Annotated in this window: 27 protein-coding genes; 17 read left to right on the top strand and 10 right to left on the bottom strand. The window is 68.1% G+C overall.

The window, feature by feature from the left end; translation table 11 throughout:
• Positions 1-61 precede the first annotated feature (61 nt).
• Together ABIC90_RS05535 and ABIC90_RS05530 are read left to right on the top strand one after the other, a co-directional pair.
• Positions 62-802, top strand: a complete 741-nt coding sequence (locus tag ABIC90_RS05535; protein WP_354353057.1) for an SDR family NAD(P)-dependent oxidoreductase — start codon at positions 62-64, stop codon at positions 800-802.
• 35 nt (positions 803-837) lie between these two features.
• Positions 838-1,062, top strand: a complete 225-nt coding sequence (locus tag ABIC90_RS05530; protein ID WP_354353056.1) for a tautomerase family protein — start codon at positions 838-840, stop codon at positions 1,060-1,062.
• Positions 1,063-1,078: 16 nt separating this feature from the next.
• On the opposite strand, the gene ABIC90_RS05525 is transcribed toward ABIC90_RS05530, so the two are convergent.
• The gene (locus ABIC90_RS05525; RefSeq protein ID WP_354353055.1) at positions 1,079-1,792 is read right to left on the bottom strand and encodes a Crp/Fnr family transcriptional regulator; all 714 of its coding nucleotides are present in this window, start codon (positions 1,790-1,792) and stop codon (positions 1,079-1,081) included.
• Positions 1,793-1,917: 125 nt separating this feature from the next.
• On the opposite strand from ABIC90_RS05525, the gene ABIC90_RS05520 reads away from it, so the two are divergent.
• The 6 genes from ABIC90_RS05520 to ABIC90_RS05495 all read left to right on the top strand — a co-directional run bounded on the left by ABIC90_RS05520 (position 1,918) and on the right by ABIC90_RS05495 (position 9,725).
• Positions 1,918-2,841, top strand: a complete 924-nt coding sequence (locus ABIC90_RS05520) for a 3-keto-5-aminohexanoate cleavage protein (RefSeq protein ID WP_354353054.1) — start codon at positions 1,918-1,920, stop codon at positions 2,839-2,841.
• A gap of 35 nt (positions 2,842-2,876) precedes the next feature.
• Positions 2,877-4,094: an ABC transporter substrate-binding protein gene (locus ABIC90_RS05515; RefSeq protein ID WP_354353053.1), complete on the top strand. Its 1,218-nt coding sequence runs from the start codon at positions 2,877-2,879 to the stop codon at positions 4,092-4,094.
• Positions 4,049-5,041 (top strand): 3-hydroxyacyl-CoA dehydrogenase NAD-binding domain-containing protein, encoded by a 993-nt coding sequence (locus ABIC90_RS05510; RefSeq protein ID WP_354353052.1) that lies wholly within the window; start codon positions 4,049-4,051, stop codon positions 5,039-5,041. The genes ABIC90_RS05515 and ABIC90_RS05510 overlap by 46 nt, the downstream gene beginning before the upstream one ends.
• 93 nt (positions 5,042-5,134) lie before the next feature.
• The gene (locus ABIC90_RS05505; RefSeq protein ID WP_354353051.1) at positions 5,135-6,946 is read left to right on the top strand and encodes a feruloyl-CoA synthase; all 1,812 of its coding nucleotides are present in this window, start codon (positions 5,135-5,137) and stop codon (positions 6,944-6,946) included.
• Between the two features lie 77 nt (positions 6,947-7,023).
• Positions 7,024-7,806 (top strand): crotonase/enoyl-CoA hydratase family protein, encoded by a 783-nt coding sequence (locus ABIC90_RS05500; RefSeq protein ID WP_354353050.1) that lies wholly within the window; start codon positions 7,024-7,026, stop codon positions 7,804-7,806.
• A gap of 104 nt (positions 7,807-7,910) precedes the next feature.
• Complete coding sequence (locus tag ABIC90_RS05495; protein WP_354353049.1) at positions 7,911-9,725, top strand: ABC transporter ATP-binding protein; 1,815 nt, start codon at positions 7,911-7,913, stop codon at positions 9,723-9,725.
• 9 nt (positions 9,726-9,734) lie between these two features.
• Here ABIC90_RS05495 and ABIC90_RS05490 read toward each other — a convergent pair whose 3' ends face one another.
• Positions 9,735-11,069, bottom strand: a complete 1,335-nt coding sequence (locus ABIC90_RS05490; protein ID WP_354353048.1) for a hypothetical protein — start codon at positions 11,067-11,069, stop codon at positions 9,735-9,737.
• 86 nt (positions 11,070-11,155) lie between these two features.
• Between ABIC90_RS05490 and ABIC90_RS05485 the strand changes: the two genes are divergently transcribed.
• The 5 genes from ABIC90_RS05485 to minE all read left to right on the top strand — a co-directional run bounded on the left by ABIC90_RS05485 (position 11,156) and on the right by minE (position 14,987).
• Complete coding sequence (locus ABIC90_RS05485) at positions 11,156-11,578, top strand: hotdog fold thioesterase (RefSeq protein WP_354353047.1); 423 nt, start codon at positions 11,156-11,158, stop codon at positions 11,576-11,578.
• A gap of 84 nt (positions 11,579-11,662) precedes the next feature.
• Entirely contained in the window at positions 11,663-12,949 is a 1,287-nt protein-coding gene (locus ABIC90_RS05480) for a solute carrier family 23 protein (RefSeq protein WP_354353046.1), read from the top strand.
• Between the two features lie 121 nt (positions 12,950-13,070).
• Positions 13,071-13,844, top strand: coding sequence for a septum site-determining protein MinC (gene minC, locus ABIC90_RS05475; RefSeq protein ID WP_354353045.1), 774 nt, complete (start codon positions 13,071-13,073; stop codon positions 13,842-13,844).
• 52 nt (positions 13,845-13,896) lie between these two features.
• Positions 13,897-14,712, top strand: coding sequence for a septum site-determining protein MinD (minD, locus tag ABIC90_RS05470; RefSeq protein ID WP_354353044.1), 816 nt, complete (start codon positions 13,897-13,899; stop codon positions 14,710-14,712).
• Between the two features lie 2 nt (positions 14,713-14,714).
• A complete protein-coding gene (gene minE / locus ABIC90_RS05465) occupies positions 14,715-14,987 on the top strand; it encodes a cell division topological specificity factor MinE (RefSeq protein WP_354353043.1) in 273 nt (90 codons plus the stop codon).
• A gap of 28 nt (positions 14,988-15,015) precedes the next feature.
• On the opposite strand, the gene ABIC90_RS05460 is transcribed toward minE, so the two are convergent.
• The 3 genes from ABIC90_RS05460 to ABIC90_RS05450 form a co-directional block, all read right to left on the bottom strand.
• Positions 15,016-17,955: an SEL1-like repeat protein gene (locus tag ABIC90_RS05460; protein WP_354353041.1), complete on the bottom strand. Its 2,940-nt coding sequence runs from the start codon at positions 17,953-17,955 to the stop codon at positions 15,016-15,018.
• A gap of 72 nt (positions 17,956-18,027) precedes the next feature.
• Positions 18,028-18,936, bottom strand: coding sequence for an alpha/beta fold hydrolase (locus ABIC90_RS05455; RefSeq protein ID WP_354353040.1), 909 nt, complete (start codon positions 18,934-18,936; stop codon positions 18,028-18,030).
• Positions 18,937-19,148: 212 nt separating this feature from the next.
• Complete coding sequence (locus ABIC90_RS05450) at positions 19,149-19,751, bottom strand: TetR/AcrR family transcriptional regulator (protein ID WP_354353039.1); 603 nt, start codon at positions 19,749-19,751, stop codon at positions 19,149-19,151.
• Positions 19,752-19,922: 171 nt separating this feature from the next.
• On the opposite strand from ABIC90_RS05450, the gene ABIC90_RS05445 reads away from it, so the two are divergent.
• Together ABIC90_RS05445 and ABIC90_RS05440 are read left to right on the top strand one after the other, a co-directional pair.
• Positions 19,923-20,867, top strand: coding sequence for a CysB family HTH-type transcriptional regulator (locus tag ABIC90_RS05445; protein WP_354353038.1), 945 nt, complete (start codon positions 19,923-19,925; stop codon positions 20,865-20,867).
• Positions 20,868-20,979: 112 nt separating this feature from the next.
• A complete protein-coding gene (locus ABIC90_RS05440) occupies positions 20,980-21,243 on the top strand; it encodes a hypothetical protein (RefSeq protein ID WP_354353037.1) in 264 nt (87 codons plus the stop codon).
• Positions 21,244-21,319: 76 nt separating this feature from the next.
• Here ABIC90_RS05440 and ABIC90_RS05435 read toward each other — a convergent pair whose 3' ends face one another.
• Positions 21,320-21,808, bottom strand: a complete 489-nt coding sequence (locus ABIC90_RS05435; protein ID WP_354353036.1) for an RcnB family protein — start codon at positions 21,806-21,808, stop codon at positions 21,320-21,322.
• A gap of 218 nt (positions 21,809-22,026) precedes the next feature.
• Between ABIC90_RS05435 and ABIC90_RS05430 the strand changes: the two genes are divergently transcribed.
• On the top strand, positions 22,027-22,665 hold the full coding sequence (locus ABIC90_RS05430; protein WP_354353035.1) for a GDSL-type esterase/lipase family protein: 639 nt from the start codon (positions 22,027-22,029) through the stop codon (positions 22,663-22,665).
• Positions 22,666-22,704: 39 nt separating this feature from the next.
• Here the strand turns inward: ABIC90_RS05430 and ABIC90_RS05425 are convergent, their stop codons facing one another.
• Genes ABIC90_RS05425 through ABIC90_RS05415 form a run of 3 tightly spaced genes read right to left on the bottom strand, consistent with a single transcriptional unit; the run spans position 22,705 to position 24,177 of the window.
• Complete coding sequence (locus ABIC90_RS05425; RefSeq protein ID WP_354353034.1) at positions 22,705-23,058, bottom strand: hypothetical protein; 354 nt, start codon at positions 23,056-23,058, stop codon at positions 22,705-22,707.
• Entirely contained in the window at positions 23,055-23,660 is a 606-nt protein-coding gene (locus ABIC90_RS05420) for a cob(I)yrinic acid a,c-diamide adenosyltransferase (protein ID WP_354353033.1), read from the bottom strand. Before ABIC90_RS05420 ends, ABIC90_RS05425 begins: the two co-directional genes overlap by 4 nt.
• Before the next feature lie 16 nt (positions 23,661-23,676).
• Positions 23,677-24,177, bottom strand: coding sequence for a DinB family protein (locus ABIC90_RS05415; RefSeq protein WP_354353032.1), 501 nt, complete (start codon positions 24,175-24,177; stop codon positions 23,677-23,679).
• 82 nt (positions 24,178-24,259) lie between these two features.
• Between ABIC90_RS05415 and ABIC90_RS05410 the strand changes: the two genes are divergently transcribed.
• Positions 24,260-25,684: an FAD-binding oxidoreductase gene (locus ABIC90_RS05410; protein ID WP_354353031.1), complete on the top strand. Its 1,425-nt coding sequence runs from the start codon at positions 24,260-24,262 to the stop codon at positions 25,682-25,684.
• Positions 25,685-25,781: 97 nt separating this feature from the next.
• Here ABIC90_RS05410 and ABIC90_RS05405 read toward each other — a convergent pair whose 3' ends face one another.
• Positions 25,782-26,675 (bottom strand): CsgG/HfaB family protein, encoded by an 894-nt coding sequence (locus ABIC90_RS05405; RefSeq protein ID WP_354353030.1) that lies wholly within the window; start codon positions 26,673-26,675, stop codon positions 25,782-25,784.
• Between the last annotated feature and the right edge of the window lie 21 nt (positions 26,676-26,696).

Here is a 26,696-nt window from a genome sequence, read left to right as displayed (position 1 = left end):
TGTCGCCGTGTCATCAATACAGTTCTCCCCACGTCATCAACTTTTTTTCTGGAGAACCGACATGCAAGACAGCAATTCATCCACCGTCGTCATCACCGGCGCCTCGAGCGGCATCGGCCTGGGCCTTGCGCAGGCGTACCTCGAACGCGGCTTCAACGTGGTCGCCGGTGCCCGCACCGACGAGCGGCTCGCCGCTGCCGCGAAGCAACTGGGCAACCCGGCGCGCTTTCTCGGCGTCGCGGGCGACATCGGCCAGCGCGCAGCCGCGCAGCAGCTCATCGACCGCGCCGTGGAGCGCTTCGGCCATGTCGACGTGCTCATCAACAACGCGGGCATCTTCAACGCCAAGCCCTTCGTCGACTACACCGAGGAAGAACTCGACCTGCTGGTGGCCACCAACCTCAAGGGTTTTGTCTACGCCTCGCAGGCCGCCGCAAGGCACATGATCCCGCGCCGCAAGGGCCACATCGTGAACATCACCGCGGGCATCGCGCTGCAGCCGAACCTGAAGGTGCCGGCCCTGGTGCCGGTGCTGGTCAAGGGCGGCATCAACGCCGCGACGCGCGCGCTGGCGCTGGAACTCTCGCCGCACAACATCCAGGTGAATGCGGTGGCGCCCGGCATCGTGGACACGCCGATGCACCCGTCCGAGACGCACGGCTTTCTCAGCGGCCTGGCGCCCGCCGGCCGCATCGCGACCGTGCGCGAGATCACCGACGCGGTGCTCTACCTCACGGGCGCCCGCTTCACGTCGGGCGTGGTGCTGCCAGTGGACGGCGGCGCGAGCGCCGGCACCTGGTAATCGCCTCGTTCGTTCACACCACCAAGGAGCACACCATGCCTTTCATCAATCTGAAGATCACCCGCGACGGCGTCACGCGCGAGCAGAAGACCCAGGTCATCGCCGAGTTCACCGAAGTGTTGGAACGCGTGCTGAAGAAGCCGCCGGAGTGGACGCACATCGTGATCGAGGAGATCGATACGGACGACTGGGGGTTCGCGGGGGTGACGACCACCGAGTACCGCAAGCGGCTGGCGGAGGGCGTGAAAAAGCCGCAGTGAAGACAAGGGCTGCGGCCTATTCGATGAACCGCCGCAGCCCTTCCAGATCGATCACGGTGATCCCCCCATATTCGATCCGCAGAAACCCCGCGTCCTTCAACCGGTTCAACGCCGCATTGCACCTTTGCCGCGACACGCCCGAGAGGTTCGCAATCTCTTCCTGCGAGGTCTGCAGATGCGGCTCGCTCCCAGGATGCAGCCACGGATGGAACAGCCCCGCGAGCGCCCTCGCCACCTGGCTGTCGGCGTCGAGCAGCCGGTGCGCCGCGTAGTTGCCCATGAACCAGTGCAGCCGCTCGTTGATCTGCTGCAGCAGGAAATGATCGAAGCCGCGCTGCGTGCGGTGCAGCCATTCGAAAGTTTCCAGCGGCAGTTGCGCCACGCGGCTCGCGCGCAGCGCAATGATGTCGGCCGAGCGCGGCACCGCGCGCAGCAGCGTGCCCTCGCCGAACCAGCTGCCGACCGAGAGGCCGCCGAAGGTCACCGAGCGGCCGTCGCTGGAAGTCATCGACCACTTGAGCAGCCCTTCCAACGTGCCGTACCAGTGCAGCGGCGTGTCGCCGCGCCGGCACAGCGCGGCGCCGGCAGCCACATGGACCTCGCGCATCTCGTCGAGCACGCGCTCGCCCGCTGCCGCGTCGAGCAGCGGAAACCAGGCAGAGCCTTGCAGCAGTTGCGGGATCGTCAGCGATGCCGCCTGGATGGCCGGCTCCGCCTTCTTGGTGGGCATGGAATGAAAGCTCCTGGAGGCCCGGGTGCGTAAACCCTGAGCCCAAATGTCGTCGCGATGACTGAGTGTGCCTGCGCTGCCAAAAATAATAGCGCGCCCCTCATGCAAGACACCAGGAACATCCCATGTCGTCCAAGCGCAAAGTGATCGTGACCATCGCCCCCACCGGCGGCATGGCGCACAAGTCGCAGAACCCCCACCTTCCCACCCAGCCCGCCGAGATCGCCGCCGACGTGCTGCGCTGCTGGAACGCCGGCGCGAGCGTGGTGGCGATCCATGCGCGCCGGCCCGACGACGGCGCCACCTGCGATGCCCAGGTGTACCGCGACATCAACAGCCGCATCCGCGCGGGCGGCAGCGACATCGTCATCAACAACTCCACCGGCGGCGGCGTGCACGGCGACATGGTCAAGCCGCTGGCCGGCGATCGCTGGGAGATCGCGTGGGAAGAGCGCATCAAGGGCATGGACGCCGGCGCCGAGATGTGCACGCTGGACGCGACCACGCTCAACCTGAGTTTCGAGGGCAAGCAGATCCTGATGGACACGCCGATCACCAAGGGCCGCGAGCTCGCCGCCGGCATGAAGGCGCGCGGCATCAAGCCCGAGTGGGAAGTGTTCAGCCCCACGCACATCCTGCAGGACACGGCCACGCTGATCGGCGAGGGCCACGACGACGAGCCCTACTTCATCAACCTGGTGATGAACGTGCACCGCAACTTCCAGAACGCGATGCCGTATTCGCCGCGCAACCTGCAGATGATGGTCGACACCTTGCCCAAGGGCGCCATCTTCGGCGTGAGCGGCATCGGCGTGTCGCAGCTGGAAGCCAACGTGGCGGCGCTGCTGCTGGGCGGCCATGCGCGCGTGGGGCTCGAAGACAACCTCTACTTCCGCCAGGGCGAACTGGCCACCAATGTGCAGCTCACCGAGCGCATCGTTCGCGTGATCCGCGAGCTGGACATGGAAGTGGCCACGCCCGCCGAGGCACGGCAGATGATGGGGCTGCCGCGCGTGGGCGGCCCGCGGCCCGAGTTCGCGCTGGGCTGATCGAACGAACAAACGACAACGAAGGAGACAAGACCATGAACACCCACCACCTCTCGCGCACCGCGCTGGCCATCGCACTCGGCGCGGCCTTTGCCACCACCGGCGCCTCGGCGCAGGTGTCGGACGACACCATCCGCATCGGCTTCATCAGCGACATGTCGGGCATCTACCGCGACTACGACGGCCCCGCCGGCGCGGAAGCGATTCGCATGGCGATCGCCGACATGGGCGGCGCCATCGACGGCAAGAAGATCGAACTGGTCACCGCCGACCACCAGAACAAGCCCGACATCGCCGCGGCCAAGGCACGCGAATGGTTCGACGTGCAGAAGGTCGACATGCTGATCGGTGGCGTCAACTCCGGCGCGGCCATTGCCATGGCGGGCGTCGCGGCCGACAAGAAGAAGCCGTACTTCGTGGTGGGCTCGGGCGCATCGAGCCTCACCAACGAGTACTGCTCGCCCTACACGGTGCATTACGCCTACGACACGGTGGCCATGGCGCGCGGCACCGCGAGCGCGGTGGTCAAGGCGGGAGGAAAGAGCTGGTACTTCGTCGCAGCCGACTACGCCTTCGGCGCCGCGCTGCAAAACGATGCAACCAAGGTCATCAACGCCAGCGGGGGCACGGTGGCCGGCTCGGTGAAGCACCCGCTGGGCGCGAGCGATTTCTCGTCGTTCATGCTGCAGGCGCAAGGCTCCAAGGCGCAGGTGCTGGCGCTGGCCAATGCGGGCGGCGACACGGTCAACGCCATCAAGTCGGCGGCCGAGTTCGGCATCAGCAAGAACATGAAGCTGGCCGGCATGATCATCACCATCAACGACGTGCATGCGCTGGGCCTCAAGAGCTCGCAGGGCATGTACCTCACCGACAGCTGGTACTGGAACCAGAGCCCCGAGGCGCGCACCTGGGCGCGGCGCTTCTTCGACAAGCACAAGCGCATGCCCTCCTCCTTCCATGCCGGCGACTACTCGGCCGCGCTGCAATACCTGCAGGCGGTCAAGGCGGCCGGCAGCGACGATGCAGACAAGGTCATGGCGCAACTGCGCAAGACGAAGTTCAATGACATGTTCGTCAAAGGCGGCTGGCTGCGCGACGACGGCCTCATGGTTCACGACATGCAGCTGATGCAGGTGAAGACGCCCGACGAGTCGAAGGAGCCGTGGGACTACTACAAGGTGGTGGAGCCCATCCGCGGCGAGGCCGCATGGACGACGAAGGCCGAGAGCCGCTGCGCGCGGTGGAAGTCATGAGCAATGCCATCGTGGATGTGAAGCGTGTCGCGGTCGTCGGCACCGGCGTGATCGGCGCGAGCTGGGCCGCGTACTTCCTCGCGCACGGGCTCGATGTGAACGCGACCGATCCATCGCCCGGCGCCGAAGGCCGGCTGCGCGACGCGGTGGCGCAGCACTGGCCCACGCTCCAGCGTTTCGGCCTTGCCGAAGGTGCCTCGGTGGACCGGCTGCGCTTTCACGACAGCCTGGAAGATGCGGTGTCCGTGGCCGACTTCGTGCAGGAGAACGGGCCCGAGCGCATGGACTTCAAGATCGACCTGTTCCGCCGCATGGACGCGGCCGCGCCGCCGGAGACCATCCTTGCGTCGAGCTCGTCGGGCCTCGCGATCAGCGGCGTGCAGTCGGGCTGCGCGCATCCGCAGCGTGTGGTGCTGGGGCATCCCTTCAATCCGCCGCACCTGATTCCTCTGGTGGAGGTGATCGGCGGCGAACAGACATCCGCCGACGCCATCGAACGCACGATGGCGTTCTATGCCGCCATCGGCAAGCGGCCGATCCACGTGAAGCGGGAGGTCAAGGGCCACATCGCGAACCGCCTGCAGGCTGCCCTGTGGCGCGAGGCCTTCCACCTCGTCAACGAAGGCGTGGCGAGCGTGGCGGACATCGATACCGCCATCGCGCACGGCCCCGGCCTGCGCTGGGCGGTGATGGGGCCGTTCATGAACCTGCACCTCTCGGGCGGCGCGGGCGGCATCGAGCATGTGCTCGCGCATCTGGGCGGGCCGATCGAGGACTGGTGGAAGGATTTGGGTGCGCCGGCGATGACGGCCGAGCTCAAGCGGAAGGTGACCGAGGGCGTCGCGGAGGAACTGGGCGCGCGCCGCACGGCCGACCTCGAAGCCGCACGCGACACCCTGCTGTTAAACCTGATTCGCGCCAAGTCCGACACCGGCAAACTCGACTGAAATGACTGCCCCCCGGCTTGCCACTTCGTGTGCTTCGCCACCCCCCATGGGTGAGGCGTGGTTCGCTTTGGGGCGGGCCGGCAGCGACCACATATGACCGATTTCCTCAATGACGAAAGCTTGATCGCCCGGCCCCGCACGGTGCGCATCGACTTCGACGACGGCTCCTTCGCGCTGCGCTCGCCGCAGACGCTGAAGCCCTATGCGCGCTGCATCGGCGAATGGATCGAGCGCTGGGCACGTGAAACACCCAACGCACTGGCCTTCGCGGAGCGCGACGAGAGCGGCGAAGGCTGGCGCAAGCTGGACTACCGCGCGCTGCGCCATGCTGTCGGTGCGGTGGCGCAGGGCCTGCTCGACCTGAAGCTGCCGCCGACCCAGCCCATCGTGATCCTCTCGGACAACGCGATTGACCACGCGGTGCTGATGCTCGCGGCGATGCACATCGGCCGCACCGCCTGCTCGCTGTCGAGCGCGTACTCGCGCATGGCCAAGGACCCGTCGCGGCTGCACGGCATGCTGAAGGCGCTCGGGCCTTCGCTGATCTACGCATCGGACGCCAAGGTGTACGGCGGCGCGCTGGCGGGCTGCGGTGTCGAGGCCGTCACGGTGTTCAGCCGCAATGCCGACGTGCATCCGGATGCGATGGCCTTCGACCGATTGCTTGCGGCCAGGGAAACGCCGGCGGTGATGGAAGCTTTCGCCACCATCCTCCCCGACACCCACGCCAAGTACCTGCTGACCTCCGGCTCCACCGGCAAGCCCAAGGTGGTGATCAACACGCACCGCATGCTCTGCGCCAACCAGCAGATGATGGCGCAGACCTGGCGCTTTCTCGCGCACGAGAAGCCGGTGCTGGTCGACTGGCTCCCGTGGAGCCACACCTTCGGCGCGAACCACAACCTGCACATGGTGCTGTGCCATGGCGGCGCGCTCTACATCGACGAGGGCCGGCCCGCGCCCGGCCTGATCGACAAGACGGTGCGCAACCTGCGCGAGGTCAAGCCCACGCTGCTGTTCAACGTGCCGCGCGGTTTCGACATGCTGCTGCCCTTTCTCGAGGCTGACGACGCGCTGGCGACGGAGGTGTTCTCGCGGCTGCGGCTGGCCTTCTATGCGGCAGCGGCGCTCGCGCCATCGACATGGCAACGGCTGGAGGCGGTGGCCCGGCGCGTGCGGCCCACGCGCCCGCTGTGGCTCACCACCTCCTGGGGCGCGACGGAAACCTCGCCCGCCATCACCTCCGCGCACTGGCAACTCGACGGTGCCGGCTGCATCGGCGCGCCGCTGCCGGGGCTCGAACTCAAGTTCGTGCCCAACGGCCAGAAGCTGGAGATGCGGGTCAAGGGCGTCTCGGTGTTCCCGGGCTACCGCGATGCACCGCGCGAAACGGCGGAGGCGTTCGATGAAGAAGGCTACTACCGCATCGGCGATGCCGGCTTTCTTGCCGATGCGACACAGCCGGCGCGCGGCGTGATCTTCAACGGCCGCGTGGCCGAAGACTTCAAGCTCTCGACCGGCACCTGGGTGTCGGTGGGCACGCTGCGCGTCAAGCTGGTGTCGATGCTCGCGCCGCATGTGCAGGACGTGGTGCTCACCGGCCACGACCGCGACGAGATCGGCATGCTCGTGTTTCCCGGCCCGCAAGCCGCGGCGCTTGCGCCCGAAGCCCTCGCCGAGCGCATCGCCGGCGTGCTGCGCGCGCTGCGCGACGAAGGCGCGGGCTCCTCCCAATGCCCGGCCCGCGCGCTGGTGCTGGCCGAGCCGCCCAGCCTGGACGCGGGCGAGATCACCGACAAGGGCTACATCAACCAGCGCGCGGTGCTCACGCGCCGCGCGGCCGATGTGGCGCGGCTGCATGACGGCGCCGACGACGACTTGCAGGTGCTGCGCCTGCGCGCTTGATCGGGGCGGCTCGGTCAGGGCAGCGATTGCCAGCGCCGGCCGAACCCTGTAACTTGGCCGCGAAAGGAATCCGCGCCATGACCCTGCACCACGTGACCATCACTGCAGACCGCTCGGTCTGCACCATCACGCTGAACCGCCCGGACAAGCGCAACGCGGTCGACGGCATCGTGGCCGCCGAGTTGCGCGAGGCCTTCGAGCGCTTCGAGGCCGACGACGCGCTGCGCGTGGCGATCCTCACGGGCGCGGGCGGACACTTCTGCGCCGGCGCCGACCTGGGCGCAGTCGGCAACCCGGACGAGCGCAACGAACTCGACCCCGAAGGCGGCGGCAGCGGGCCGATGGGACCGACGCGCATGGCGTTGTCCAAGCCTTTGATCGCGGCTGTGAACGGCTATGCGGTGGCGGGCGGCCTCGAACTCGCGCTGCTCGCGGACCTGCGCGTGGCCGACGACGACGCGGTGTTCGGCGTGTTCTGCCGCCGCTGGGGCGTGCCGCTGATCGACGGCGGCACGGTGCGACTGCCGCGCCTCGTGGGCATGGGGCGGGCGCTGGACATGATCCTCACCGGACGGCCCGTCTCCGCGACCGAGGCGCTGGCGATGGGCCTGGTCAACCGCGTGACGCCGCCGGGCGGGGCGCTGGCCGCGGCGCAGGAACTGGCCTTGCAGATCGCCGCGTTTCCGCAGCAATGCACGCTGGCCGACCGCCGCTCCGCCTACGAACAGTGGGACCTGCCGCTGGCCGACGCACTGCGGCGCGAAGGCATGCAGGGCGTGCCCATCGTCTTTGCCGAAGGCGAAGCCGGCGCCGCGCGCTTTGCCGGCGGCGCGGGGCGGCACGGCAACTTCAAGGGATGAAGCGCGTGCGAAGCGCGGACCGGCCATCGCGCCGACATTGAAGCGCAACCCGCGTGAAACCTGTGTCGAATCCAAGCTGAAGATTAGCGCCGCATACTGGCGCCATGCACATCCTCTGGACCTACCTGCGCCCCCATGCGCGCCTCGCACTGCTCGCCCTGCTGCTGGCTGGCATCAGCCAGGTGCTGGCGCTGGTCGACCCGATCATCTTCGGCAAGATCATCGACCAGTACGCCATCCACCGCGGCGGCAAGACAGAAGAAGAGCTGGTCTCCGGCGTGCTGCGCCTGCTGGCGCTCGCCGTGGCTGTGGCCATTGCGTCGCGCCTGGCCAAGGCGATGCAGGAATACGTGACGCGGCTGGTGGTGCAGAAATTCGGCACGCAGATCTTCAACGACGGCCTGCGGCAGGTGCTGCGCCTGAAGTTTCCCGAGTTCGAGGACCTGCGCAGCGGCGAAACACTCTCGATGCTGCAGAAGGTGCGCGCGGACAGCGAGCGCTTCATCAACGCCTTCATCAACACCGCGTTCGCGGCCATCGTGGGCATCGGCTTCCTGGTCTGGTACGCGGTGACCAAGCACTGGCTGCTGGTGCCGGTCTTCCTGATCGGCGTGCTGGTGCTGGGCGGGCTCACCGGTTTGCTGAGCCGCGAGATCAAGAGCCAGCAGCGCTCGATCACGCGCGAGACCAACCGCAACTCCGGCTTCATCACCGAGTCGCTGCGCAACATCGAGCTCATCAAGAGCCTGGGGCTGACCTTCCCCGAGATACGGCGGCTGCAGGCGCAGACCACGCGCATCTTTGCGCTGGAGATGCAGAAGGTGAAGCGCATCCGGCTGCTGTCGTTTCTGCAGGGCACCACGCTGAGCCTCTTGAAGCTGGCGGTGCTGTTCGCGCTGCTGTGGCTGATCTTTCGCGACGTGCTGACCACGGGCGAGCTGATCGCGATGCAGTTCATCTCGGTCGCGATCTTCGCGCCGCTGCAGGAGCTGGGCAACATCATCGTGGCGTACCGCGAGGCCGAGGCATCGCTGCTGAACTTCGAGGCGCTGATGCAGAAGCCCATCGAGCGGCGGCCGGAGTCGCCGATCGACATCGGGCCGGTCACGCACCTGCGCTTTGCGGACGTGAGCTTTCGCCACAAAGGCGCGGCGGACAACGCGCTGGACGAGGTGTCTTTCGAGGCGGGCCTGGGCGACACCGTTGCTTTCGTCGGCCCCTCGGGTTCGGGCAAGTCCACGCTGGTGAAACTGCTGGTGGGGCTGTACACGCCTGCGAGCGGCGAGGTGTTCTACAACGACATTTCCACGCGCGACCTGCGCTACAACCAGGCACGCCGGCAGATCGGCTTCGTGACGCAGGAAACGCACCTGTTCGCGGGCACGATCCGCGAGAACCTGCAGCTGGTGAAGCCAGAAGCCACCGATGAAGAGATCCTCGCCGCCATGCGCCAGGCCTCGTGCGCTTACCTCGCCGAGCAGTCGCCCGAGGGGCTGGACACGGCCATCGGCGAGCGCGGAATGAAGCTGTCGGGCGGCGAGAAGCAGCGGCTGTCGATCGCGCGGGCACTGGTGCGGGAGCCGCGCTTGCTGATCTTCGACGAGGCCACCTCGGCGCTGGACTCGCTGACCGAAGAGCAGATCACCGCCACGGTGCGCGAGATCTCGGCGCGCAGCACGCAGATCACCATCCTCATCGCGCACCGGCTCTCGACGATCATGCATGCGGGCACCATCCATGTGCTGGAGAAGGGGCGCATCGTGGAGAGCGGCACGCATGCGGCGCTCGTCGAAGGAAAGGGGTTGTACTACGCGATGTGGCGCCAGCAGATCGGCGAGCGGCCGGTGCCGCGGGGGCACGAAGCCGAGACCGTTGCCCTCGTCGAACCCGCGGGTGAAGCGGAGCCCGACTCCATCTGACGCGCGCCCTCAGCGCTGCGGTGCGGAGGGCTTGGGTGCCGGTTTTTTCTCGGGCTCGCCGCCGCCGAAGATCTTTTCCACCTGCTGCCCGATGCGCGCGCCGATGGCGGTGCCCACGCCCGGCAGCACCGCGCTGCCGACGGCCGCGCCCGCCAGCGCGCCGCCGGTGAGCGACACCACGGGATCGCTCACGGTGCCGCCGATCTTCAGCGGCACGCCGACCACGCCGTCGACGATGTCCACCGCAATGTCGCCGTCCATCGCGCGGTTGAAGAGCCGCAGGTTGCCGCTGGCGGTGAGCACGCCCGAGCGCGCCTTGAGGTTGGTGTAGCGCATCACGACGCCGTCCTTGGTGCCCTGGGTGTCCAGGGTGCCCGAGAGCTCGTCCAGTGGCGTGGTGCCGCCGCGGCTGAGGCCGGCGGTGCTCACGGCCTTGGCGATGTCCAGCTTGGTGAGCGTGGCGGGCCTGACGGTGAAGGTGGTGCGGGTGCGCAGGCTGTTCATGAGTGCGCCCACCTCCTCGGTCTCGGCCACGAGCATGGAACGGCCCGAGACCTTGCCGGCCACCGACGCGTTGCGGCCGAAGGACTGCACCAGTTGCTGGATATCGACCTCGCGCGGCTCCAGTTCGGCCGAGAACCGAAGCTTGCCTTCGGCGGGCATCTCGAAGCGGGTGACGCCGTTCCACGTGCCGCCGCCCACGTCGATGAGGGTGCGCCAGCTGTCTTGCCCGGCTTCGCGGTCCAGGCGCAGGCGCGCGGGGGGCAACCCGGGCGCAAGGCCGGCACGCTCGATGCGGGCCTGGCGCGGGCGCCAGCCGGTGTCGAAGGCGATCTCGCCGTCGTAGGCGAGCGCGATGTCGCGCCGGTCGATCCAGACCACGTCGCGCCAGCGCACCTGTTCCAGCGGCACGGGCGCCAGCGTCCAGGGTGCGGGCAACGCGACGACGTTGGCGCCTTCATGCGGCTTGGGGCCCTTGCCGCGGAAGGCGCTCACCGACTCGCGCGGCAGCACCAGGCTGTCGACCTCGAGCGCGTCGACGGCGACCACGCGGCGCAACAGCGGCGCGAGTTGCAGCTGCACCTTCACGCGGCGCAGGGTGATGGGGCGCGGCTGGTCGGTCGCGATGTCGGAGAGCACGAGCATGGGCGTCGGCAGCAGCGACCAGTCGGCGTTGCCGACCTTCAGGCCGACGCCGAAGCGCTTCTCGAAGGTCTCGGAGATCCGCGCGGCCACTTCGTCGTCGCTGGGCAGGCGCGCGCTCACCAACAGCACCAGCGCGCCGGCGCCCAGCAGCAGGGCTGCGGCAATGCCGAGGAGCCAACGTCGAACGGGATGCTTCATCGGCCCAAGTTAGCACGCAAAGGCGACTGCGGTTGTCAGCCGCCGTCGCTATAGTTTCCCGCACCCCCTGTACCGGAGACAAACGAATGCGTATCTGGAAGAAAGACATCTCGGTTGAAGAACTGACCCGCAACCACGTCGGCACGGCCGTGTCCACGCTGGGCATGGAGTTCCTGGAGGTGGGCGACGACTTCATCCGCGCCCGCGTGCCGGTCGACGAACGCACCCGCCAGCCCTACGGCATCCTGCACGGCGGCGTGTCGGTGGTGCTGGCCGAGACGCTGGGCTCCTGCGGCGCGCACTACTCGGCCCCCGAAGGCGACCGCGCCGTGGGGCTGGACATCAACGCGAACCACATCCGCTCGGTCACCGGCGGCTGGGTCATCGGCACCGCGCGGCCAGTGCACCGGGGGCGCAGCACCCAGGTGTGGCAGATCGAGATGACGAACGAAGCGGGCGAGCTGACCTGCGTGTCGCGGATCACGATGGCGGTGCTGCAGCCGCGCTGAGGCCCCGGGGCGGTTCATCGACCACAATCACGCCCCAGCGTGCGCCGGGGCGCGCCGCCACAACCCACAAGAGGAGACGAAGAAATGTTCACCTGGACAGAAAGGCCCGCGTCCGCGCTGGCCAACGGCGCCGTCATCGGCCCCGACGAGCGCCTGCCCTGGCTGCAGACCGGCGCGATGGGCATCCAGCACGTGATCGCGATGTTCGGCGCCACGGTGCTGGCGCCGATCCTCATGGGCTTCAGCCCCAACATCGCGATCCTGATGAGCGGCATCGGCACGCTCATCTTCTACTTCGTCACCGGCGGCAAGGTGCCCAGCTACCTGGGGTCGAGCTTCGCGTTCATCGGCGTGGTGATCGCGGCCAGCGGCTATGCGGGCAAGGGGCCCAACGCCAACATCGCGGTGGCGCTGGGCGGCATCGTGGCCTGCGGGGTGGTCTACATCCTGATCGGGGCGCTGGTGCAGGCCATCGGCACGGGCTGGATCGAGCGCTTCATGCCGCCGGTGGTCACCGGCTCGGTGGTGGCGGTGATCGGGCTGAACCTGGCCAACGTGCCGATCAAGAACATGGCGGCCGGCAACTTCGATGCGTGGATGCAGGCCGTGACCTTTCTCTGCGTGGGCCTGGTGGCGGTGTTCGCGCGCGGCATGCTGCAGCGGCTTTTGATCCTGGTGGGGCTGATCCTGGCCACCATCGTCTACGCGGTGCTCACGAACCTTCTGGGCATGGGCAAGCCGGTGGACCTGAGCGGCATCGCCAATGCGGCCTGGTTCGGCCTGCCGAGCTTCACCACGCCGGTGTTCACCGCCAACGCGATGCTGCTGATCGCGCCCGTGGCGATCATCCTGGTGGCGGAAAACCTCGGCCACCTGAAGGCGGTGACGGCCATGACCGGCCGCAACCTCGATCCCTACATGGGCCGCGCCTTCATCGGCGACGGCATCGCCACGGTGGTGAGCGGCGCGGCGGGCGGCACGGGCGTGACCACCTATGCCGAGAACATCGGCGTGATGGCGGCCACGCGCATCTACTCGACGGCGGTGTTCGTGGTGGCGGCCGTCATTGCGCTGGTGCTGGGCTTCAGCCCCAAGTTCGGCGCGCTGATCCAGGCGATTCCGCTGCCGGTGATGGGCGGCGTGAGCATCGTGGTGTTCGGGCTGATCGCCGTGGCGGGCGCCAAGATCTGGGTCGACAACAAGGTCGATTTCTCGCAGAACAAGAACCTGATCGTGGCTGCGATCACGCTGATCATCGGCACCGGCGACTTCACGCTGAAGTTCGGCGACTTCGCGCTGGGCGGCATCGGGACCGCGACGTTCGGCGCGATCATCCTCTACGCACTGCTGGGCAGATCGCGCAACGCCTGAGCCTTTGAAAAGTGAAACCTGGTGCAAGAAGTGTTGTCTGGAGCGGCTCAAGCGGGGCCCGGTGACCGGCCCGAAGCCCACGCCCGTTAGACTTCAACGCTTTTCGCACCGACGTTTTCCAATGGCCGATGTCTCCGCCGCGCGCACCAAGGCGGTTTTCGAATTCAAGAGCGCCACGCTGCCGCTGATTGCAGTGATCCTGAAGACGTCCAACCTGGACGTGCTGACCGAGGCGCTCGACGCCCAGTTGGCCGACTCGCCCGATTTTTTCGAGCAGGAGCCGGTGGTGATCGACCTGTCGCAGCTGCCCGAGCAGGACGAGGACGGCGAAGCCACCCCCGACCTGGACTTCGCGGCCCTGCGCAGCCTCCTGGCGCGCCACCAGACCCAGCCGATCGCGGTGCGCGGCGGCAATGCCTCGCAGAATGCCGCGGCGCGCGCCGCCGGCCTCTCGTTGGCGGCCATGCCTTCGGCCCCCGCGCCCCGGCCGCCAGCCCCGCCGGCCGAGGCCCCGGCCGCGACGCAAGCCCCGCAGATCGTGCGCGAAGTGCCGGTGCCGGCCAACGGCACCCTGCTGATCGACAAGCCGCTGCGCTCGGGCCAGCAGGTCTACGCTCGCGGCGGCGACGTGGTGGTGACGGCGGTGGTGAGCTTTGGTGCCGAGGTCATCGCCGACGGCAACGTGCATGTGTACGCGCCGCTGCGCGGCAAGGCGATTGCAGGCGCGCGCGGCAACACCGAAGCGCGGATCTTCTCGACCTGCATGGAAGCGCAGCTCGTGGCCATCGCCGGCATCTACCGCACCAACGAGGTGCCGCTGCCGGATGCGGTGCTCGGAAAGTCCGCCCAGGTGCGGCTCGACGGCAAAAAGCTAGTGATCGACGCGATCCCCTGACGGACGCGGCGCTCTGAAACCAACAACAGAATCGAAACAAGAAGGAATGGCCATGGCCAAAATTGTGGTGGTGACCTCAGGCAAGGGTGGCGTCGGCAAGACGACCACGAGCGCCAGCTTCGCATCGGGCCTCGCGCTTGCGGGCAAGAAAACGGCCGTGATCGACTTCGACGTGGGCCTGCGCAACCTCGACCTGATCATGGGCTGCGAACGCCGCGTGGTGTATGACCTGATCAACGTCATCCAGGGCGAGGCCAACCTGAGCCAGGCGCTCATCAAGGACAAGCAGTGCGACAACCTGTTCGTGCTGGCCGCCTCGCAGACCCGCGACAAGGAAGCGCTCACGCAAGAGGGCGTCGAGAAGATCCTGACCGACCTGGCCGCGATGGAGTTCGACTACATCATCTGCGACTCGCCGGCCGGCATCGAGACCGGCGCGATGATGGCGATGTACTTCGCCGACGAGGCGCTGGTGGTGACCAACCCCGAAGTCTCCTCGGTGCGCGACTCGGACCGCATCCTGGGCATGCTCAGCAGCAAGACCAAGCGCGCCAAGGACGGCGGCGAGCCGATCAAGGAGCATCTGCTCATCACCCGCTACAACCCTAACCGGGTGGCGGGCGGCCAGATGCTCTCGCTGGAAGACATCCAGGACATCCTGCGCATCAAGCTCATCGGCGTGATCCCCGAGTCCGAAAGCGTGCTGCATGCCTCCAACCAGGGCGTGCCCGCGATCCACGACAAGGACACCGACGTGGCCCAGGCCTACACCGACGTGGTGGCGCGCTTTCTGGGCGAAGACAAGCCGATGCGCTTCGTCGATGCCGAGAAGCCGGGCTTCTTCAAGCGGATCTTCGGAGGCAAGTAGGCATGTCGTTTCTCTCGTTCCTGCTCGGCGAGAAGAAGAAGACTGCAAGCGTCGCCAAAGAACGCCTGCAGATCATCCTCGCGCACGAGCGCTCCAGCCTCAGCGGCAAGAAGCGCCCCGACTATCTGCCCGAACTCCAGCGCGAGCTGGTGGCGGTGATTTCCAAGTACGTGTCGATCAACCCCGACGACATCAAGGTGCACCTGGAAACCCAGGACAACCTCGAAGTGCTCGACATCAAGATCGAGCTGCCCGACCCGACGCCTGTCCGGTAGGAAAGAAGCGACGGCACACCGGCGGCGTTCACGCCGTTGCGTCCGGCGCGGCAGCGGGCAGCGCCAGCAGGCGTTGCGTCCACGCGCGGGCCTTGTCCTCGTCGAAGAGCGGACTGTCGGGGTCACCGTAGAAGGTATGCGCCAGAACCTCGATGCAGGCGCGCTGGCTCTCCAGGTTTTCTTCGCAGTCGTCGAGCGCGGCGCCGGTGAGCAGCCAGCGCTCCGCGGCCGCCGCGTCTTCCGGTGCGCCCTGGCCCTGAAAGCGCATCCAGCCCAGTTCGTGACAGGCCCAGCCCTGCTGGCGCTGGGTGCTGTCTTCCGCCACCTTCTGCAGCGCGTAGAGGGCTTCGGCATACAGGACGTTGACCTCCGCTTCTCCATGGCCCTGTTCGGCCAGCGCCCCTGCGTGCTGGCACAGCGTGCGGCCGAGCTGCATCGTGGCGCTGGTGTCGCCGGCCTCGTGGCCACGGCGAAAGTAGCCGATCGCGCGCGCCAGGTCGGGCTCCCCGGGTTCGCCGAGCTTGTGCGCCAGACCGAGGTTGTAGAGCGCCATCGTGTTGTTCTGCTCGGCGGCCAGTTCGTAGTGCCGCATGCCGGCTTCCAGGTCGCGCGCGCCACCCTCGCCTTCGCACAGCATGTAGCCGAGCTGGGCCTGCGCGGCGGCGTCGTCCCCGCCGCCATGGGCGATGGCGTGCAGCAGCCACGCGCGCCCCAGAGGGGCGTCGGCGCCGAGGCCCGCGGTGTCCCAGCGCAGCATCTTCGAGAGTTCGCACATCGCTGCGGGCAGGCCGTCGGGTGACGCGGTCGCGGGGGCGTCGCCGGGCTCGCGCACGCCGGCGGCGCGCGCCATCCAGCGCAGGGCTTCGCGCGGGTCGGCCTCGATGCCCTCGCCGTCGCGCAGATGGCTGGCCAGCTCGTAGGCGGCCTGCAGGTTGCCGGCGGCATTGCGCGCGGCCATGTGCTCGGCGTGCGCCTGCTCGCGGCCGTCGGCATGCAGCCAGACGTACAGGCCGGTGTCGTTGCGCACAGCCTTCACCGGCTCGCCGGCGCTCCAGCACTTGCACAACGCCGAGCAGACCACCGCGGCAAGCCAGCTGTCGGCGACCGACGCCGCAGCGGAGATCCACGGATAGGCCTGCGGGTGCAGCACCGTGCCGTCGGCGCGCAGGACGCCCACGGCGAGTTGCCCCTTCTCGACCTTCGCACCGCGCGGCGCCGGATCGGCGACCAGCCAGCCGATGTCCTGCGTGCCCCAAGCCAGCGGCAGGAGCGTGCGGTGCCGGCAGGGCACCAGCTCGCGGCCGGCCGCCACGTCGTAGATGCCGCGCAGCCACGGCGCGTTCTTCGCCGTGCGCCCGCCCTTGGACGCCACGCGCACCAGGTCGCGCCGGACCATGGCGTGGGCGCGCTCCCGGCCGGTCAGCGGCTCCAGGGTTTCGAAGCGGCCGTAGTCGAAGGGCACGAGCACTCGGCCCTGCCCATCGATCAGGCCGCACAGGCCGTCTGCGCGTTCCACGGCAAAGCGCTTCGGCCGGGCCTGGGCGCCGCGCTCGTTCGCCGGGTCGTTGTCCTCGGTCGTCAGGTGCTCGATGGGATATTCCTCGAGCAGGTCGACCTGCGCGTACACCGGCTCGATCACGACGCGGCCCTGCGCATCGAGGAGCCCGGCCTTGCCGTCGCGCGTCGCTTCGAAGGCCTCCCAGTCGTGGCGCCACTGAAGGCTTTCGAATCCCGGCGGCACGGCCCAGTCGCCGCCGGCGCGCACCAGCCCCCAGCCGCCCTCGTCGCCGCGCACGGGAGCGAGGCCGAAGGGCGTGAAGTCTTCGGCCTCTTCGAACCGCGGCGCAATGGCCCATTGACCCTGCGGGTCGATGTACCCGATGCGCTCGCCCACGCGGGCGCGCACCCGGCCTTCGACAAAGCTCCAGACCTCGTCGACCGAGGGCGCCAGCAGCCAGCTGCCGTCGGTGCGGAGCAGGCCGATGTGGTCGCCGACCAGGGCCGTGGCGATGTCGTCCTCGAAGGCCCAGACCTCGTCGAGCTGCGGATCGAGCAGCACGCGCGGCGCCTCGGCGTCGGCGAGCAGCAGGCCGGAGCGTTCACCCTGCGAGATCCAGAGCAGGCGCGGATCGCTCGCGCCGGCGCAGCGGATGTCGTCCCATGCAGGCTCGACCACGGTGGTGCGATGGCTGCTGCTTTCGTCGTCGTCGTGCGCGATGCGCATCACGCCCCAGCGGCCGTCGGCCTCGAAACGCCAGAGTTCGCCGCCCAGATGGTCGTCCCAGTCGGGGCGTTCATCATCGTCTTCGTTGTGGTCGTCTTCCGGCTCGAAATCGGCAAAGCGCTCGTCGCGCGGCACCTCGTAGCCGTCGAAATAAGGATGCGAGAGGCCGCCGAAGCCGAACTGCCAGGCCCAGGCCTCCCAGTCCGCGAAGCGCTGGATGCCGAGCGCCGCGTCCACGCCGGGGTGGTTTCCGCTGTCGATGCAGCGCCGCACCTCGGCCCATCGCGCGTTGCACTCGCGGCGGCTGCGTTCGATGAAGCCCTCGCCGTCCGCATCGTTGCCCAGCCAGGACAGCTCGTCCAGGTTGGCGGAAAAGCGCGGCGCGCTATCGTCCGGCGTCTCGTCGATCAGCTCGGCCAGGTGCAGCGCCAGCGCCTCGAACTGCAGCGCGATCTGCGGCAGCGTGTGCAGCATCGGATGCCGTTCCACAAAGGCCTGCAGCTGCCGGATGCGCGCGAGCGCGGCATGCGCGTCGCTGGCAAGGTTCTCGGTTTCAGCGTCGCCAAAGACGCGCTGGTCGTCGATGGCGTCGCTGGCTGCCCCGTCGGTCAGCAGGAGCTGCCAAAGCACGGGAAAGTTGTTGTTGGCTTCGGCGATTTCGTTGGCCGATGCCTCTTCGCTGTCAGCGCCATCGCCGGTGTTGGAAAGACTGTGTTCGAGATAGAGCCAGGAACGATTGCCCATGTGTGGTCGGTGCGTGTGTCGTCCATGGCGAAGGCCACGGGTGGCGCCCAGTTTAGAGGCGCCCTCTCACGCTCACATGACCGCCGGCGGCTGCATCAGGAACTGCGTGATTTGCGCGAGCACGGCCTGCTCCTTGAGGATGCGGCGGTGGCCCCAGCCCTGCGTCGGAAAGAGCCGGGCGCCGGCAATCGCATCGCGGTAAGCCTCGGCATCGGCGAAGCGATTCACGCGGTCGTCGCGGTCATGCACGATCAGCGTCGGCTGCGCGATGCGCGGGCCGGCCAGCGCGGGCTCGAACTGCGGCATCAGCACGCCTTCGCGCGCCTCGAACATCCGCTGCATCGCGGCGCGTGTCTGCTCACTGAGGCCGAAGGCATGCGCGAAGTAGCGCGTGTATTCGCGCGGCGAAGCGGGTGGTGCGAGCAGCACGATGCGCTCGGCCGGCAAGCCGCGCCCCGCGGCATACGCCAGCGCATTGGCGCCCAGCGAGTGCGCGACCACCGCGCGCAACGCACGGCCGTCTGCAGCGAGGCGAGCAGTGACGTAATCGATGGCGCGCGCAAATTGCGCGCCGTTGGTGGCCGTGCCTTCGCTGCGGCCGTGCGCAGGCAGTTCCAGCAGCACCGGGCGCAGGCCCGCCGCGGCCAACGCCTGCGCAAGCGGCAGCAGCTGGCCCGCATGCCCGCCCCAGCCGTGCACCAGCAGCACGAGCGGCGCGGATTCGGCGCCCGAGTCCTGCGCCGCCAGGTGGTAGATGCCGACGCTCGCGTCCTCGAAGGACCACGCCTCGTGGCGCCAGTCGGCACCGGGGTGCTGGCCGCGGTACAGCCACTTGGGCGGCAGCGGCGTGCCGAACACGCGGTACGCCGCGCGCACGCCCAGCGCGGGCCAGAGGCGCTGCGATGCACCGAGGCCGAAGCGCATCGCGCGCATCAGCCGGCTGGCGCCGTAGTAGTTCGTGGGGGCGGGGGTGCTCGTCATGTGCGGGGGCTCCTGGCGGCTCAGTACCAGACCCAGTCCTGGTTGCTGCGGGGCAGGCCGCGCAGTGTGTCGCGGGTGGCTTCGACGCCGATGGCGACGGCATAGACGGCAAGGCACAGGGCAATGATCAGCATGGTGCTTCTCCTATTTATCGCACGCGTGTGCGAAATTTTGACAAACAAGGACGAGAGGAATCAGCCGTGTTTCACGGCTCAGGCGAGGTAGCTTGAAAGAAGGCGCTGCCAGGTCTGCGCGGCCCGGTCGGCGGCGTGCGGGTCGCGCAGGAAGCGCGCGTCGTGCAGCTGGTTCATCATGATCCCGCTGACCTCGCTGACGAGTTGGGCGGGCTCGGTGTCGGGCTTGAGCTCGCCGGTTTCCACGGCCTGGAGCACAGTGCGGCGCAACGCGGCGCGCCAGCGGGTGATTTCGTCCAGGAGCACCTGCCGCAGCTCGCCTTCGCGATCGTCGAACTCGAAGGCACCGGCCACGTAGAGGCAGCCGTTCTGCACCTCGACGTCGCGGGTGCGGGCGATCCAGCGGGCGACGATGTCGTTCAGGCGGGCAAGGCCCTTGGGCTTCTGCATGGCGGGCACGAACACGTCGGCCAGGAAGCCGCGGCCGTATTCCTCGATGACCGCCTTCTGCAGCGCCTCGCGCGAGCCCACCCGCGAGAACACGCCGCTCTTGGAGAGCCCCAGCCGGCTCGCCACGGCCTGCAGCGTGATGGCGTCCAGGCCTTCGACCAGGGCAAGGTCCATCGCCGCGCCGACGATGGCGGTGCGGGTGAGCTCGCTTTTCTGTGTCTTGGCGTCCATGCGGCAAACTTTAGCACAGTCGTGCGAAATTGCAAATGCTTGGGCATCGCGAGGTCTCACAGATGTTTTGCTCATGTGGAACCAACAAACGCATCGTTCCCTGCATCAGCGCTTCTGCGGAGAATCGCCGGTCGGGCCCACTTCAGGGTCCGGATGACACCTCGGCGCCAGATGAACTTCCAACAACTGCGCTCGGTTCGCGAGGCCGTTCGTTGCGGCTTCAACCTGACCGAAGTTGCACACACCCTTCACACCTCCCAGCCCGGCGTGAGCCGGCAGATCCGCGAACTCGAGGAAGAACTGGGCATCGAGCTCTTCGTGCGCGCCGGCAAGCGGCTGACCGGACTCACCGAGCCGGGTGGACATGTGCTGCCGATCATCGAGCGCATGCTGATGGAGAGCAGCAACCTGCGGCAGGCCGGGCAGGAGTTCGTCGCGCAGCAGAGCGGGCTCTTGTCGATCGCGGCCACGCACTCGCAGGCGCGCTATGCGATGCCGGTGGCGGTGCAGGAATTCCGGGTGCAGTTTCCGCACGTGAAACTGCGCCTGCATCAAGGCTCGCCCAAGCAGATCGCGCAGATGCTGATCGACGGCGAGGCCGACGTGGGCATCGCCACCGAGGCGTTGGGCGACTACCCGCAGCTGGTCGCCCTGCCCTGCTACCGCTGGACGCATTCGGTGATCGTGCCGCCGGGCCATCCGCTGCTGGACGCGCCGCTGTCGCTGGAGGCGCTCACCCGCTATCCGCTGATCACCTACGACACGGGCTTTACCGGCCGCTCGCGCATCGACGAAGCCTTCGCGCAGCGCGGGCTTCAGCCCAACATCGTGCTCGCCGCCATGGATGCCGACGTGATCAAGACCTATGTGCATCTGGGCCTGGGCGTCGGCATCGTGGCCGGCGTGGCCTACGAAGCGGAGCGCGACACGCAATTGCGCGCCGTCGATGCGGGGCGCCTGTTCGGCATCAACCTCACCAAGCTCGCGGTGCGGCGCGGCAACTACCTGCGCAAGTACGTGTATGCCTTCATCGAATCGTTTGCACCGACGCTGACTCGCGCCATCGTCGAAACCGCTCTGGGAGACGATGCCAAGGCCTCGCACTACGAAATCTAGGACTGTTGCGCTGGATGTACTGCCGGTAGGCGAAAGATCAAAAAGAAGCATGCGGCTTCACACAGCCGGCGTACATTCGGGTTAATTCCTTGGCTTCCGGAACGGAACAGCAATGGCATCGACCCCGCAGCAGCAGCAACAGCAAACCAGGGCCGCCCTCAAGGCGGCCAATGCAGCGCAACAGCGGGAGCGGTTGAAACGGGCACTGCCCGCCACGGTGGAGCTCCTGCAGAGCCGCCAGGCCGACCGCATCGACGACAGCGACATCGACGCGTATGTCGGCCTCAACTGGCTCGAGTGGCACGGTGGCGGCCTGCGGCTCACCATCACCGGGCGCAATGTGTGCGCCCAGTCGGCGCCCACGGCGCTGGTCTAGAAAGCCCTTATCCCAAAAACAAAGCCGCCGCAGTGACCTGCGGCGGCTTTGCGTTGTCGCCAAGGCGACTGCGGGCTTACTGGCCCGCGATGATCTGCGCGATCAGGCCCGTGGCAATGGCTGCGAGCACGTAGTCTCCGCCCACACCCACCCATTGGTAGCCGCGCGGGGGCTGCTGCAGGCGGTAGGCGCGGTAGTCGTTCACCACATAGTTGCGCCCACGGTACTCGGCCGGGACCCGGCCGCCACGGCGCCATTCGGTGCGCGGCTGCGGGAAGCCGCGGCGGTCGACATGGCGGCCATCGCGGAAGTCCTGGTTGCCGCGGTAGCCACGGTTGACGTCGCGACCGCCACGGTGTCCGTTGTCGCCTCGAGCGCCGTGGTCACGGCCGCCGCGAGGTGGCGCGACGACGGGGCCGCCACGCGCGGGGCCGCCACGAGCGCCCTGCTCGTAGATCGGATTGCCCGGGCGTCCGGTGTTGTGCTGCGCGAAGGCGCTTCCCGCGCTCATGCACATCGCGAGCGCCGCAGCAGCGACGGCCATGCTCTTCGAATTGATGATCATCTGGAACTCCTTCTTGCGTTGATGACGAGTCCATTGTGTGCCGCGCATGTGTCTAGCCCGGGCACTTCAGGTCGCGGTCAGGTGAAATCAGGTAAGCACCGGTATCCGGGCGGCGCGTTGTCCGTCAGCCGCGCGCCCGTGAATTAGGGCCACAGTCCTCCGAGCCGACAAGGGGTCAATGCCGGCGTGCACGCCGCCCGCGTTTAAGCTGCGCGCCCATGAACCGACGACACCTCCTCCAACTGATCTGCAGCGTGCCGGCTGCTGCCGCCCTCGCAGCCTGCGGCAAGCGCAAGGCATCCACCGCCGCGCTGAAATCCGATGCCCGCGTGCTGGCGCTGGGCGACAGCCTCACCTTCGGCTACGGCGCGCCGCCCGACGCTTCCTGGCCCGCGAAACTGGCTGAGCTGACCGGCTGGCAGATCGAGAACGCGGGCGTCAACGGCGACACATCGGCCGGTGCGCTGGAGCGCCTGCCGTCACTGCTGGGCGCGGGCAGCTATGACGCGATCCTGATCGGCATCGGCGGCAACGACATGCTGCGCGGCGTGTCGCCGGCGGCCACGCGCGACAACGTCGCAGCCCTTGTGAGCCAGGCGCGCGAACACACGCCGTATGTCGCGCTGCTGGCCACGCCCGCGCCCGACGCGATGCGCGCGGTCGTCGGTTCGCTGAGCGATGCGCCGTTCTATGAAGAGGTGGCGAAGTCGGGGCAGGCGCTGCTGGTGGCCAATGTGTATTCGAGCGTGCTGTCGGATGCATCGCTGCGCTCGGACCGCATCCATGCCAATGCGCAGGGCTATGCCCAGGTCGCGCAGCAGCTCGCCGACCAGTTCAAGGCCGCGGGCTGGCGCTGAAGCAGAGGTGGCAAGCCGCCACCCTGAGCAAAGCAAGCCTCAGGGCGCGCTACCTTGCGGCCCCACAGGAGGCGGTGCGGCACGCCCGCTGGAGCCCGGCGCGAGCTTGCGACCGAAGGCCTCGCCCACGTTGCGCACTGGCCGGCTCGCGCGGGCCGAGACGTTGTTGACACCGCGCCGCGTGGCGTTGTCCGCGCGGTCGATGCCCCGGCCCGCTGCATTGGTGCCGCGCTGCACGCCGCTCACGACCTTGCTGCCCTGCGGCGGCGCCTTGAGCGTGTGGGCGGGCTGTGCCTTGGGCGGGTTGTCTGCGCTCTGCGCGTGGACGGCGGCGGTGGGCAGCAGGAGGCACGCTGCCGCGAGTGCCAACGTGTGGATGTGCATCTTCTTCATGACGGGCTTCCTTCGTCGTCGTTGGCGTCGGCATCGGCTTGTGCCGCCGCACGCGCCATGCGCTCGCTCTTCCAGTACACGTCGTCCCCGCCGTCCATGCGGTTGAGCACGCGCGCAAGCACGAACAGCAGGTCGCTGAGCCGGTTGAGGTACTGGCGCAGGGCGTCGTTGAGTTCCGCCGTCGCGCCGAGGGCCACCACCGCGCGCTCGGCCCGCCGCGCCACGGTGCGGCACACATGCGCGAGCGAGGCCGCGCGCGTGCCGGCCGGCAGGATGAACTCGGCCAAGCGCGGCAAGGCGGCGTTGTGATCGGCCAGTGCGTTGTCCAGCTGCAGCAGCGCCTCGGGCTTGAGCAGCGTGAAACCCGGCATCGACAGTTCGCCGCCCAGGTTGAAGAGCTGGTGCTGCACGTCGACCAGCAGCTCGCGCACCGCCTCGGGCATGGGCTCGCACAGCAGCACGCCGATCTGCGAGTTGAGTTCGTCCACGTCACCCATCGCATGCACGCGCAGATGGTCCTTGGGCACGCGGGTGTTGTCGCCGAGGCCGGTGGTGCCGTCGTCGCCGGTGCGGGTGGCGATCTGTGAAAGTCGGTTGCCCATGGGCGCTCCTGTGTGTTTACTGCGCGACGGTCGATGCGTCGATCTTGCCGGCCAGCCATTGCAGGCCTGCCAGATGCTGCTGGTCGTGGCTGCAGAGGTAATGAATAAGGCTGCGCATCGTGAGCGGGCCGTAGCCCTCGAACACCGCCGTGCGCGCGAGTTGCGCATCGGTGAGCGACGAGACGATCTCCATCGTCTGCGCGCGTGCAAGGCGGAAGTCGGCCAGCACCTTCTTCGCATCGGCAGCGCCGTAGTTGCGTTCGATGGCCAGGGGCTCGCTGTCGATCGATGCCAGCGTCGGGCGGCTTTCCGCGAGCGTGCGGCGAAAGCGAACGTGGTAGCCCTCGATCTCGATGTCCCGCACATGGCAGAGCTGCTCGATGGCGGTGAAGGCTTCGCTGGGCACGCCCTCCCACGAGGGCGGGGCCCAATGCCTGAAGGCTTCGGGAATGGCCGCGTAGTGGGCCTCCAGTTGCGACGGAAAGGCCACCAGGGCACTGAGGGTCGTAGGGTTCATGTTTTTGCCGAAGCGCATTATGGTGCCCGCTCCGTAAAATGCCCGTTCCCGCCCCGCCCCGTTGCCTCCCAGGAGATGCCCGATGAACGCCCCCACCCAAACCTCGCACCTGATGCCGGCGCTTCATCTGCGCGATGTGCCTGCCAGCCTGATCGATGGCCTCAAGGCGCGCTTCGGCGACAACTGTTCCACGGCGATGGCGGTGCGCACGCAGCACGGTCGCGACGAGTCCTCGTTCGACGCACCGCCGCCCTCGGCCGTGGTGTTCGCCGAGAGCACGCAGGACGTGGCCGATGCCGTGAAGCTCGCGAGCGCGCACAGCGTGCCGGTCATTCCCTTCGGCGTCGGGTCTTCGCTCGAAGGCCACCTGCTGGCGGTGCAGGGCGGCATCAGCATCGACGTGTCGCGGATGAACAAGGTGGTCTCGGTCAACGCCGACGACCTCACGGTGACGGTGCAGCCGGGCGTCACGCGCAAGCAGCTCAACGAAGAGATCAAGAGCACCGGCCTCTTCTTCCCCATCGACCCGGGCGCCGACGCGTCCATCGGCGGCATGGCCGCCACGCGCGCGAGCGGCACGAACGCGGTGCGCTACGGCACCATGCGCGAAAACGTGCTGGCGCTCGAAGTGGTTACCGCGGCCGGTGAAGTCATTCGCACCGGCACGCGCGCGAAGAAGTCTTCGGCCGGCTACGACCTCACGCGCCTCATGGTGGGCAGCGAAGGCACGCTGGGCGTCATTACCGAAGTCACGCTGCGCATCTACCCGCTGCCCGAGGCGGTGTCGGCGGCCATCTGCTCCTTCCCGAGCATCGAGGCCGCGGTGCGCACCACCATCGAAACCATCCAGTTGGGCGTGCCGATCGCGCGCGTGGAACTGATCGACGTGAACACGGTGCGCATGGTGAATGCCTACGCCAAGCTGAACCTGCGCGAAGAGCCGATGCTGCTGATGGAGTTCCACGGCTCGCCGGCCGGTGTGAAGGAACAGGCCGAGACGGTGCAGGAGCTCGCGAGCGGCCACGGCGGCAACGCCTTCGAATGGGCCAGCACGCCGGAAGAACGCACGCGGCTGTGGACCGCGCGGCACAACAGCTACTTTGCGGCGGTGCAGTCGCGCCCGGGCTGCCGCGTGATCTCCACCGACACCTGCGTGCCGATCTCGCGCCTGGCCGATTGCCTGCTCGACTCGGTGGCCGAAGCCGATGCCAGCGGCATCCCCTACTTCCTCGTCGGCCACGTGGGCGACGGCAATTTCCACTTCGGCTATCTGCTGGACCCCAACATTCCCGAAGAGCGGGTGAAGGCCGAGGCGCTGAACCATGCCCTGGTCAGCCGCGCGCTGGCGCTGGAAGGCACCTGCACCGGCGAACACGGCGTGGGCCTGCACAAGATGGACTTCCTGGTGACCGAAGCCGGTGTGGGCGCCATCGACATGATGCGCACCATCAAGCGCGCGCTGGACCCGAAGAACATCATGAATCCCGGCAAGATCTTCGCGCTCTGATCGCGCGCCGGTCCCTTTCAGGCGCACCCCAAGAAAAAGCCCGGTGGCTCGCAAGAGCCCCGGGCTTTTTCGTGGCCCGAAGGCCGACGTTGTCGACTTACCTGCGGCGACGCGCCGGTGCCTGCTCCGCCGGCACGAAGGTCTGCGACGGTGCGGCGCCGCCGTCCACGCCCAGCCGGCCACCGCCGCCCAGGCCCTGGCCGCGAACCGTCTGCGCCTTGTAGTTGCGCAGCGAACGAACCATCTGGTTGAAGGCGTCCATGAACGCGGCGGCAATCACCTTGCCCTGTGCCGTGTTGGTGTAGCCGCCCAGGCCACCGGCGCCGCTGCGACCGGCCAGCCCGCCGAAGGCGCCGAAGTCGGTCTTGGAGGCGCTGCCCTCGGAGGCCGCGACCTGCACGCCCGAGCGGTTGTCGATGAGGGTCAGGAGCGCGCTGGCTTCCTTGGTCTGCATGCTGCCGCCGATGGCGGCGAGTGCGCGGCCACGGCCGCCGCCCACCAGGCCGCCGAGCGCGCCGCCGATGCCGCCGGCATCGCTGTTGCTGAACACGATCTCGGGCGACAGGCCGTAGTCGGAGGCGACCATCTGGCCACGGCCGAAGTTGCTGCCGCCGCGCATTTCACCCGACTGCTGCAGCGCGCGTTCACGCGTCATGGCGTTCATGCCGGCCGCGCCGCGCTCGACCACGATGAAGCAGTTCGACTGCTGCACCAGCAAACGCAACAGGTTTGCAGTAGGCGGAAGGCGGTACTCGCCGGTCAGGATGGTGTACCAGCCGGAGTTGACGTTCTCGATGAGGGACACCGTGCCGAGCGGCGATTCGCAGCGCTCCAGCTGGCTGCTTTCGCCGGCGGTGGCCGAGCCTGCGGCGCTGCCGGTGGCCATGGTCTTGGCCGACTGGCTGCCCATCTGCATGTCGGTGGTCGCACAGCCGGTGAGGAGGAACGCGCCGACGGCGACGGCCGCGAGCGGGAACTTGGTGAACTTCATGAGCGGACTCCCTCTTTGTCA

This window comes from Variovorax boronicumulans (assembly GCF_040544675.1).
GTDB classification, from domain to species: Bacteria; Pseudomonadota; Gammaproteobacteria; order Burkholderiales; family Burkholderiaceae_C; genus Variovorax; species Variovorax boronicumulans_D.
Note: the sequence above shows the minus strand (reverse complement) of the source record. Positions and strands in the feature narration are given on the sequence as shown.

What these genes read in the sequence shown, in the direction of transcription:
- ABIC90_RS05535 (WP_354353057.1), top strand. Translation starts at nt 62, where the DNA reads ATGCAAGACAGCAATTCATCCACCGTCGTCATCACCGGCGCCTCGAGC.
- ABIC90_RS05530 (WP_354353056.1), top strand. Translation starts at nt 838, where the DNA reads ATGCCTTTCATCAATCTGAAGATCACCCGCGACGGCGTCACGCGCGAG.
- ABIC90_RS05525 (WP_354353055.1), bottom strand. Translation starts at nt 1,792, where the DNA reads ATGCCCACCAAGAAGGCGGAGCCGGCCATCCAGGCGGCATCGCTGACG.
- ABIC90_RS05520 (WP_354353054.1), top strand. Translation starts at nt 1,918, where the DNA reads ATGTCGTCCAAGCGCAAAGTGATCGTGACCATCGCCCCCACCGGCGGC.
- ABIC90_RS05515 (WP_354353053.1), top strand. Translation starts at nt 2,877, where the DNA reads ATGAACACCCACCACCTCTCGCGCACCGCGCTGGCCATCGCACTCGGC.
- ABIC90_RS05510 (WP_354353052.1), top strand. Translation starts at nt 4,049, where the DNA reads ATGGACGACGAAGGCCGAGAGCCGCTGCGCGCGGTGGAAGTCATGAGC.
- ABIC90_RS05505 (WP_354353051.1), top strand. Translation starts at nt 5,135, where the DNA reads ATGACCGATTTCCTCAATGACGAAAGCTTGATCGCCCGGCCCCGCACG.
- ABIC90_RS05500 (WP_354353050.1), top strand. Translation starts at nt 7,024, where the DNA reads ATGACCCTGCACCACGTGACCATCACTGCAGACCGCTCGGTCTGCACC.
- ABIC90_RS05495 (WP_354353049.1), top strand. Translation starts at nt 7,911, where the DNA reads ATGCACATCCTCTGGACCTACCTGCGCCCCCATGCGCGCCTCGCACTG.
- ABIC90_RS05490 (WP_354353048.1), bottom strand. Translation starts at nt 11,069, where the DNA reads ATGAAGCATCCCGTTCGACGTTGGCTCCTCGGCATTGCCGCAGCCCTG.
- ABIC90_RS05485 (WP_354353047.1), top strand. Translation starts at nt 11,156, where the DNA reads ATGCGTATCTGGAAGAAAGACATCTCGGTTGAAGAACTGACCCGCAAC.
- ABIC90_RS05480 (WP_354353046.1), top strand. Translation starts at nt 11,663, where the DNA reads ATGTTCACCTGGACAGAAAGGCCCGCGTCCGCGCTGGCCAACGGCGCC.
- minC (WP_354353045.1), top strand. Translation starts at nt 13,071, where the DNA reads ATGGCCGATGTCTCCGCCGCGCGCACCAAGGCGGTTTTCGAATTCAAG.
- minD (WP_354353044.1), top strand. Translation starts at nt 13,897, where the DNA reads ATGGCCAAAATTGTGGTGGTGACCTCAGGCAAGGGTGGCGTCGGCAAG.
- minE (WP_354353043.1), top strand. Translation starts at nt 14,715, where the DNA reads ATGTCGTTTCTCTCGTTCCTGCTCGGCGAGAAGAAGAAGACTGCAAGC.
- ABIC90_RS05460 (WP_354353041.1), bottom strand. Translation starts at nt 17,955, where the DNA reads ATGGGCAATCGTTCCTGGCTCTATCTCGAACACAGTCTTTCCAACACC.
- ABIC90_RS05455 (WP_354353040.1), bottom strand. Translation starts at nt 18,936, where the DNA reads ATGACGAGCACCCCCGCCCCCACGAACTACTACGGCGCCAGCCGGCTG.
- ABIC90_RS05450 (WP_354353039.1), bottom strand. Translation starts at nt 19,751, where the DNA reads ATGGACGCCAAGACACAGAAAAGCGAGCTCACCCGCACCGCCATCGTC.
- ABIC90_RS05445 (WP_354353038.1), top strand. Translation starts at nt 19,923, where the DNA reads ATGAACTTCCAACAACTGCGCTCGGTTCGCGAGGCCGTTCGTTGCGGC.
- ABIC90_RS05440 (WP_354353037.1), top strand. Translation starts at nt 20,980, where the DNA reads ATGGCATCGACCCCGCAGCAGCAGCAACAGCAAACCAGGGCCGCCCTC.
- ABIC90_RS05435 (WP_354353036.1), bottom strand. Translation starts at nt 21,808, where the DNA reads ATGATCATCAATTCGAAGAGCATGGCCGTCGCTGCTGCGGCGCTCGCG.
- ABIC90_RS05430 (WP_354353035.1), top strand. Translation starts at nt 22,027, where the DNA reads ATGAACCGACGACACCTCCTCCAACTGATCTGCAGCGTGCCGGCTGCT.
- ABIC90_RS05425 (WP_354353034.1), bottom strand. Translation starts at nt 23,058, where the DNA reads ATGAAGAAGATGCACATCCACACGTTGGCACTCGCGGCAGCGTGCCTC.
- ABIC90_RS05420 (WP_354353033.1), bottom strand. Translation starts at nt 23,660, where the DNA reads ATGGGCAACCGACTTTCACAGATCGCCACCCGCACCGGCGACGACGGC.
- ABIC90_RS05415 (WP_354353032.1), bottom strand. Translation starts at nt 24,177, where the DNA reads ATGAACCCTACGACCCTCAGTGCCCTGGTGGCCTTTCCGTCGCAACTG.
- ABIC90_RS05410 (WP_354353031.1), top strand. Translation starts at nt 24,260, where the DNA reads ATGAACGCCCCCACCCAAACCTCGCACCTGATGCCGGCGCTTCATCTG.
- ABIC90_RS05405 (WP_354353030.1), bottom strand. Translation starts at nt 26,675, where the DNA reads ATGAAGTTCACCAAGTTCCCGCTCGCGGCCGTCGCCGTCGGCGCGTTC.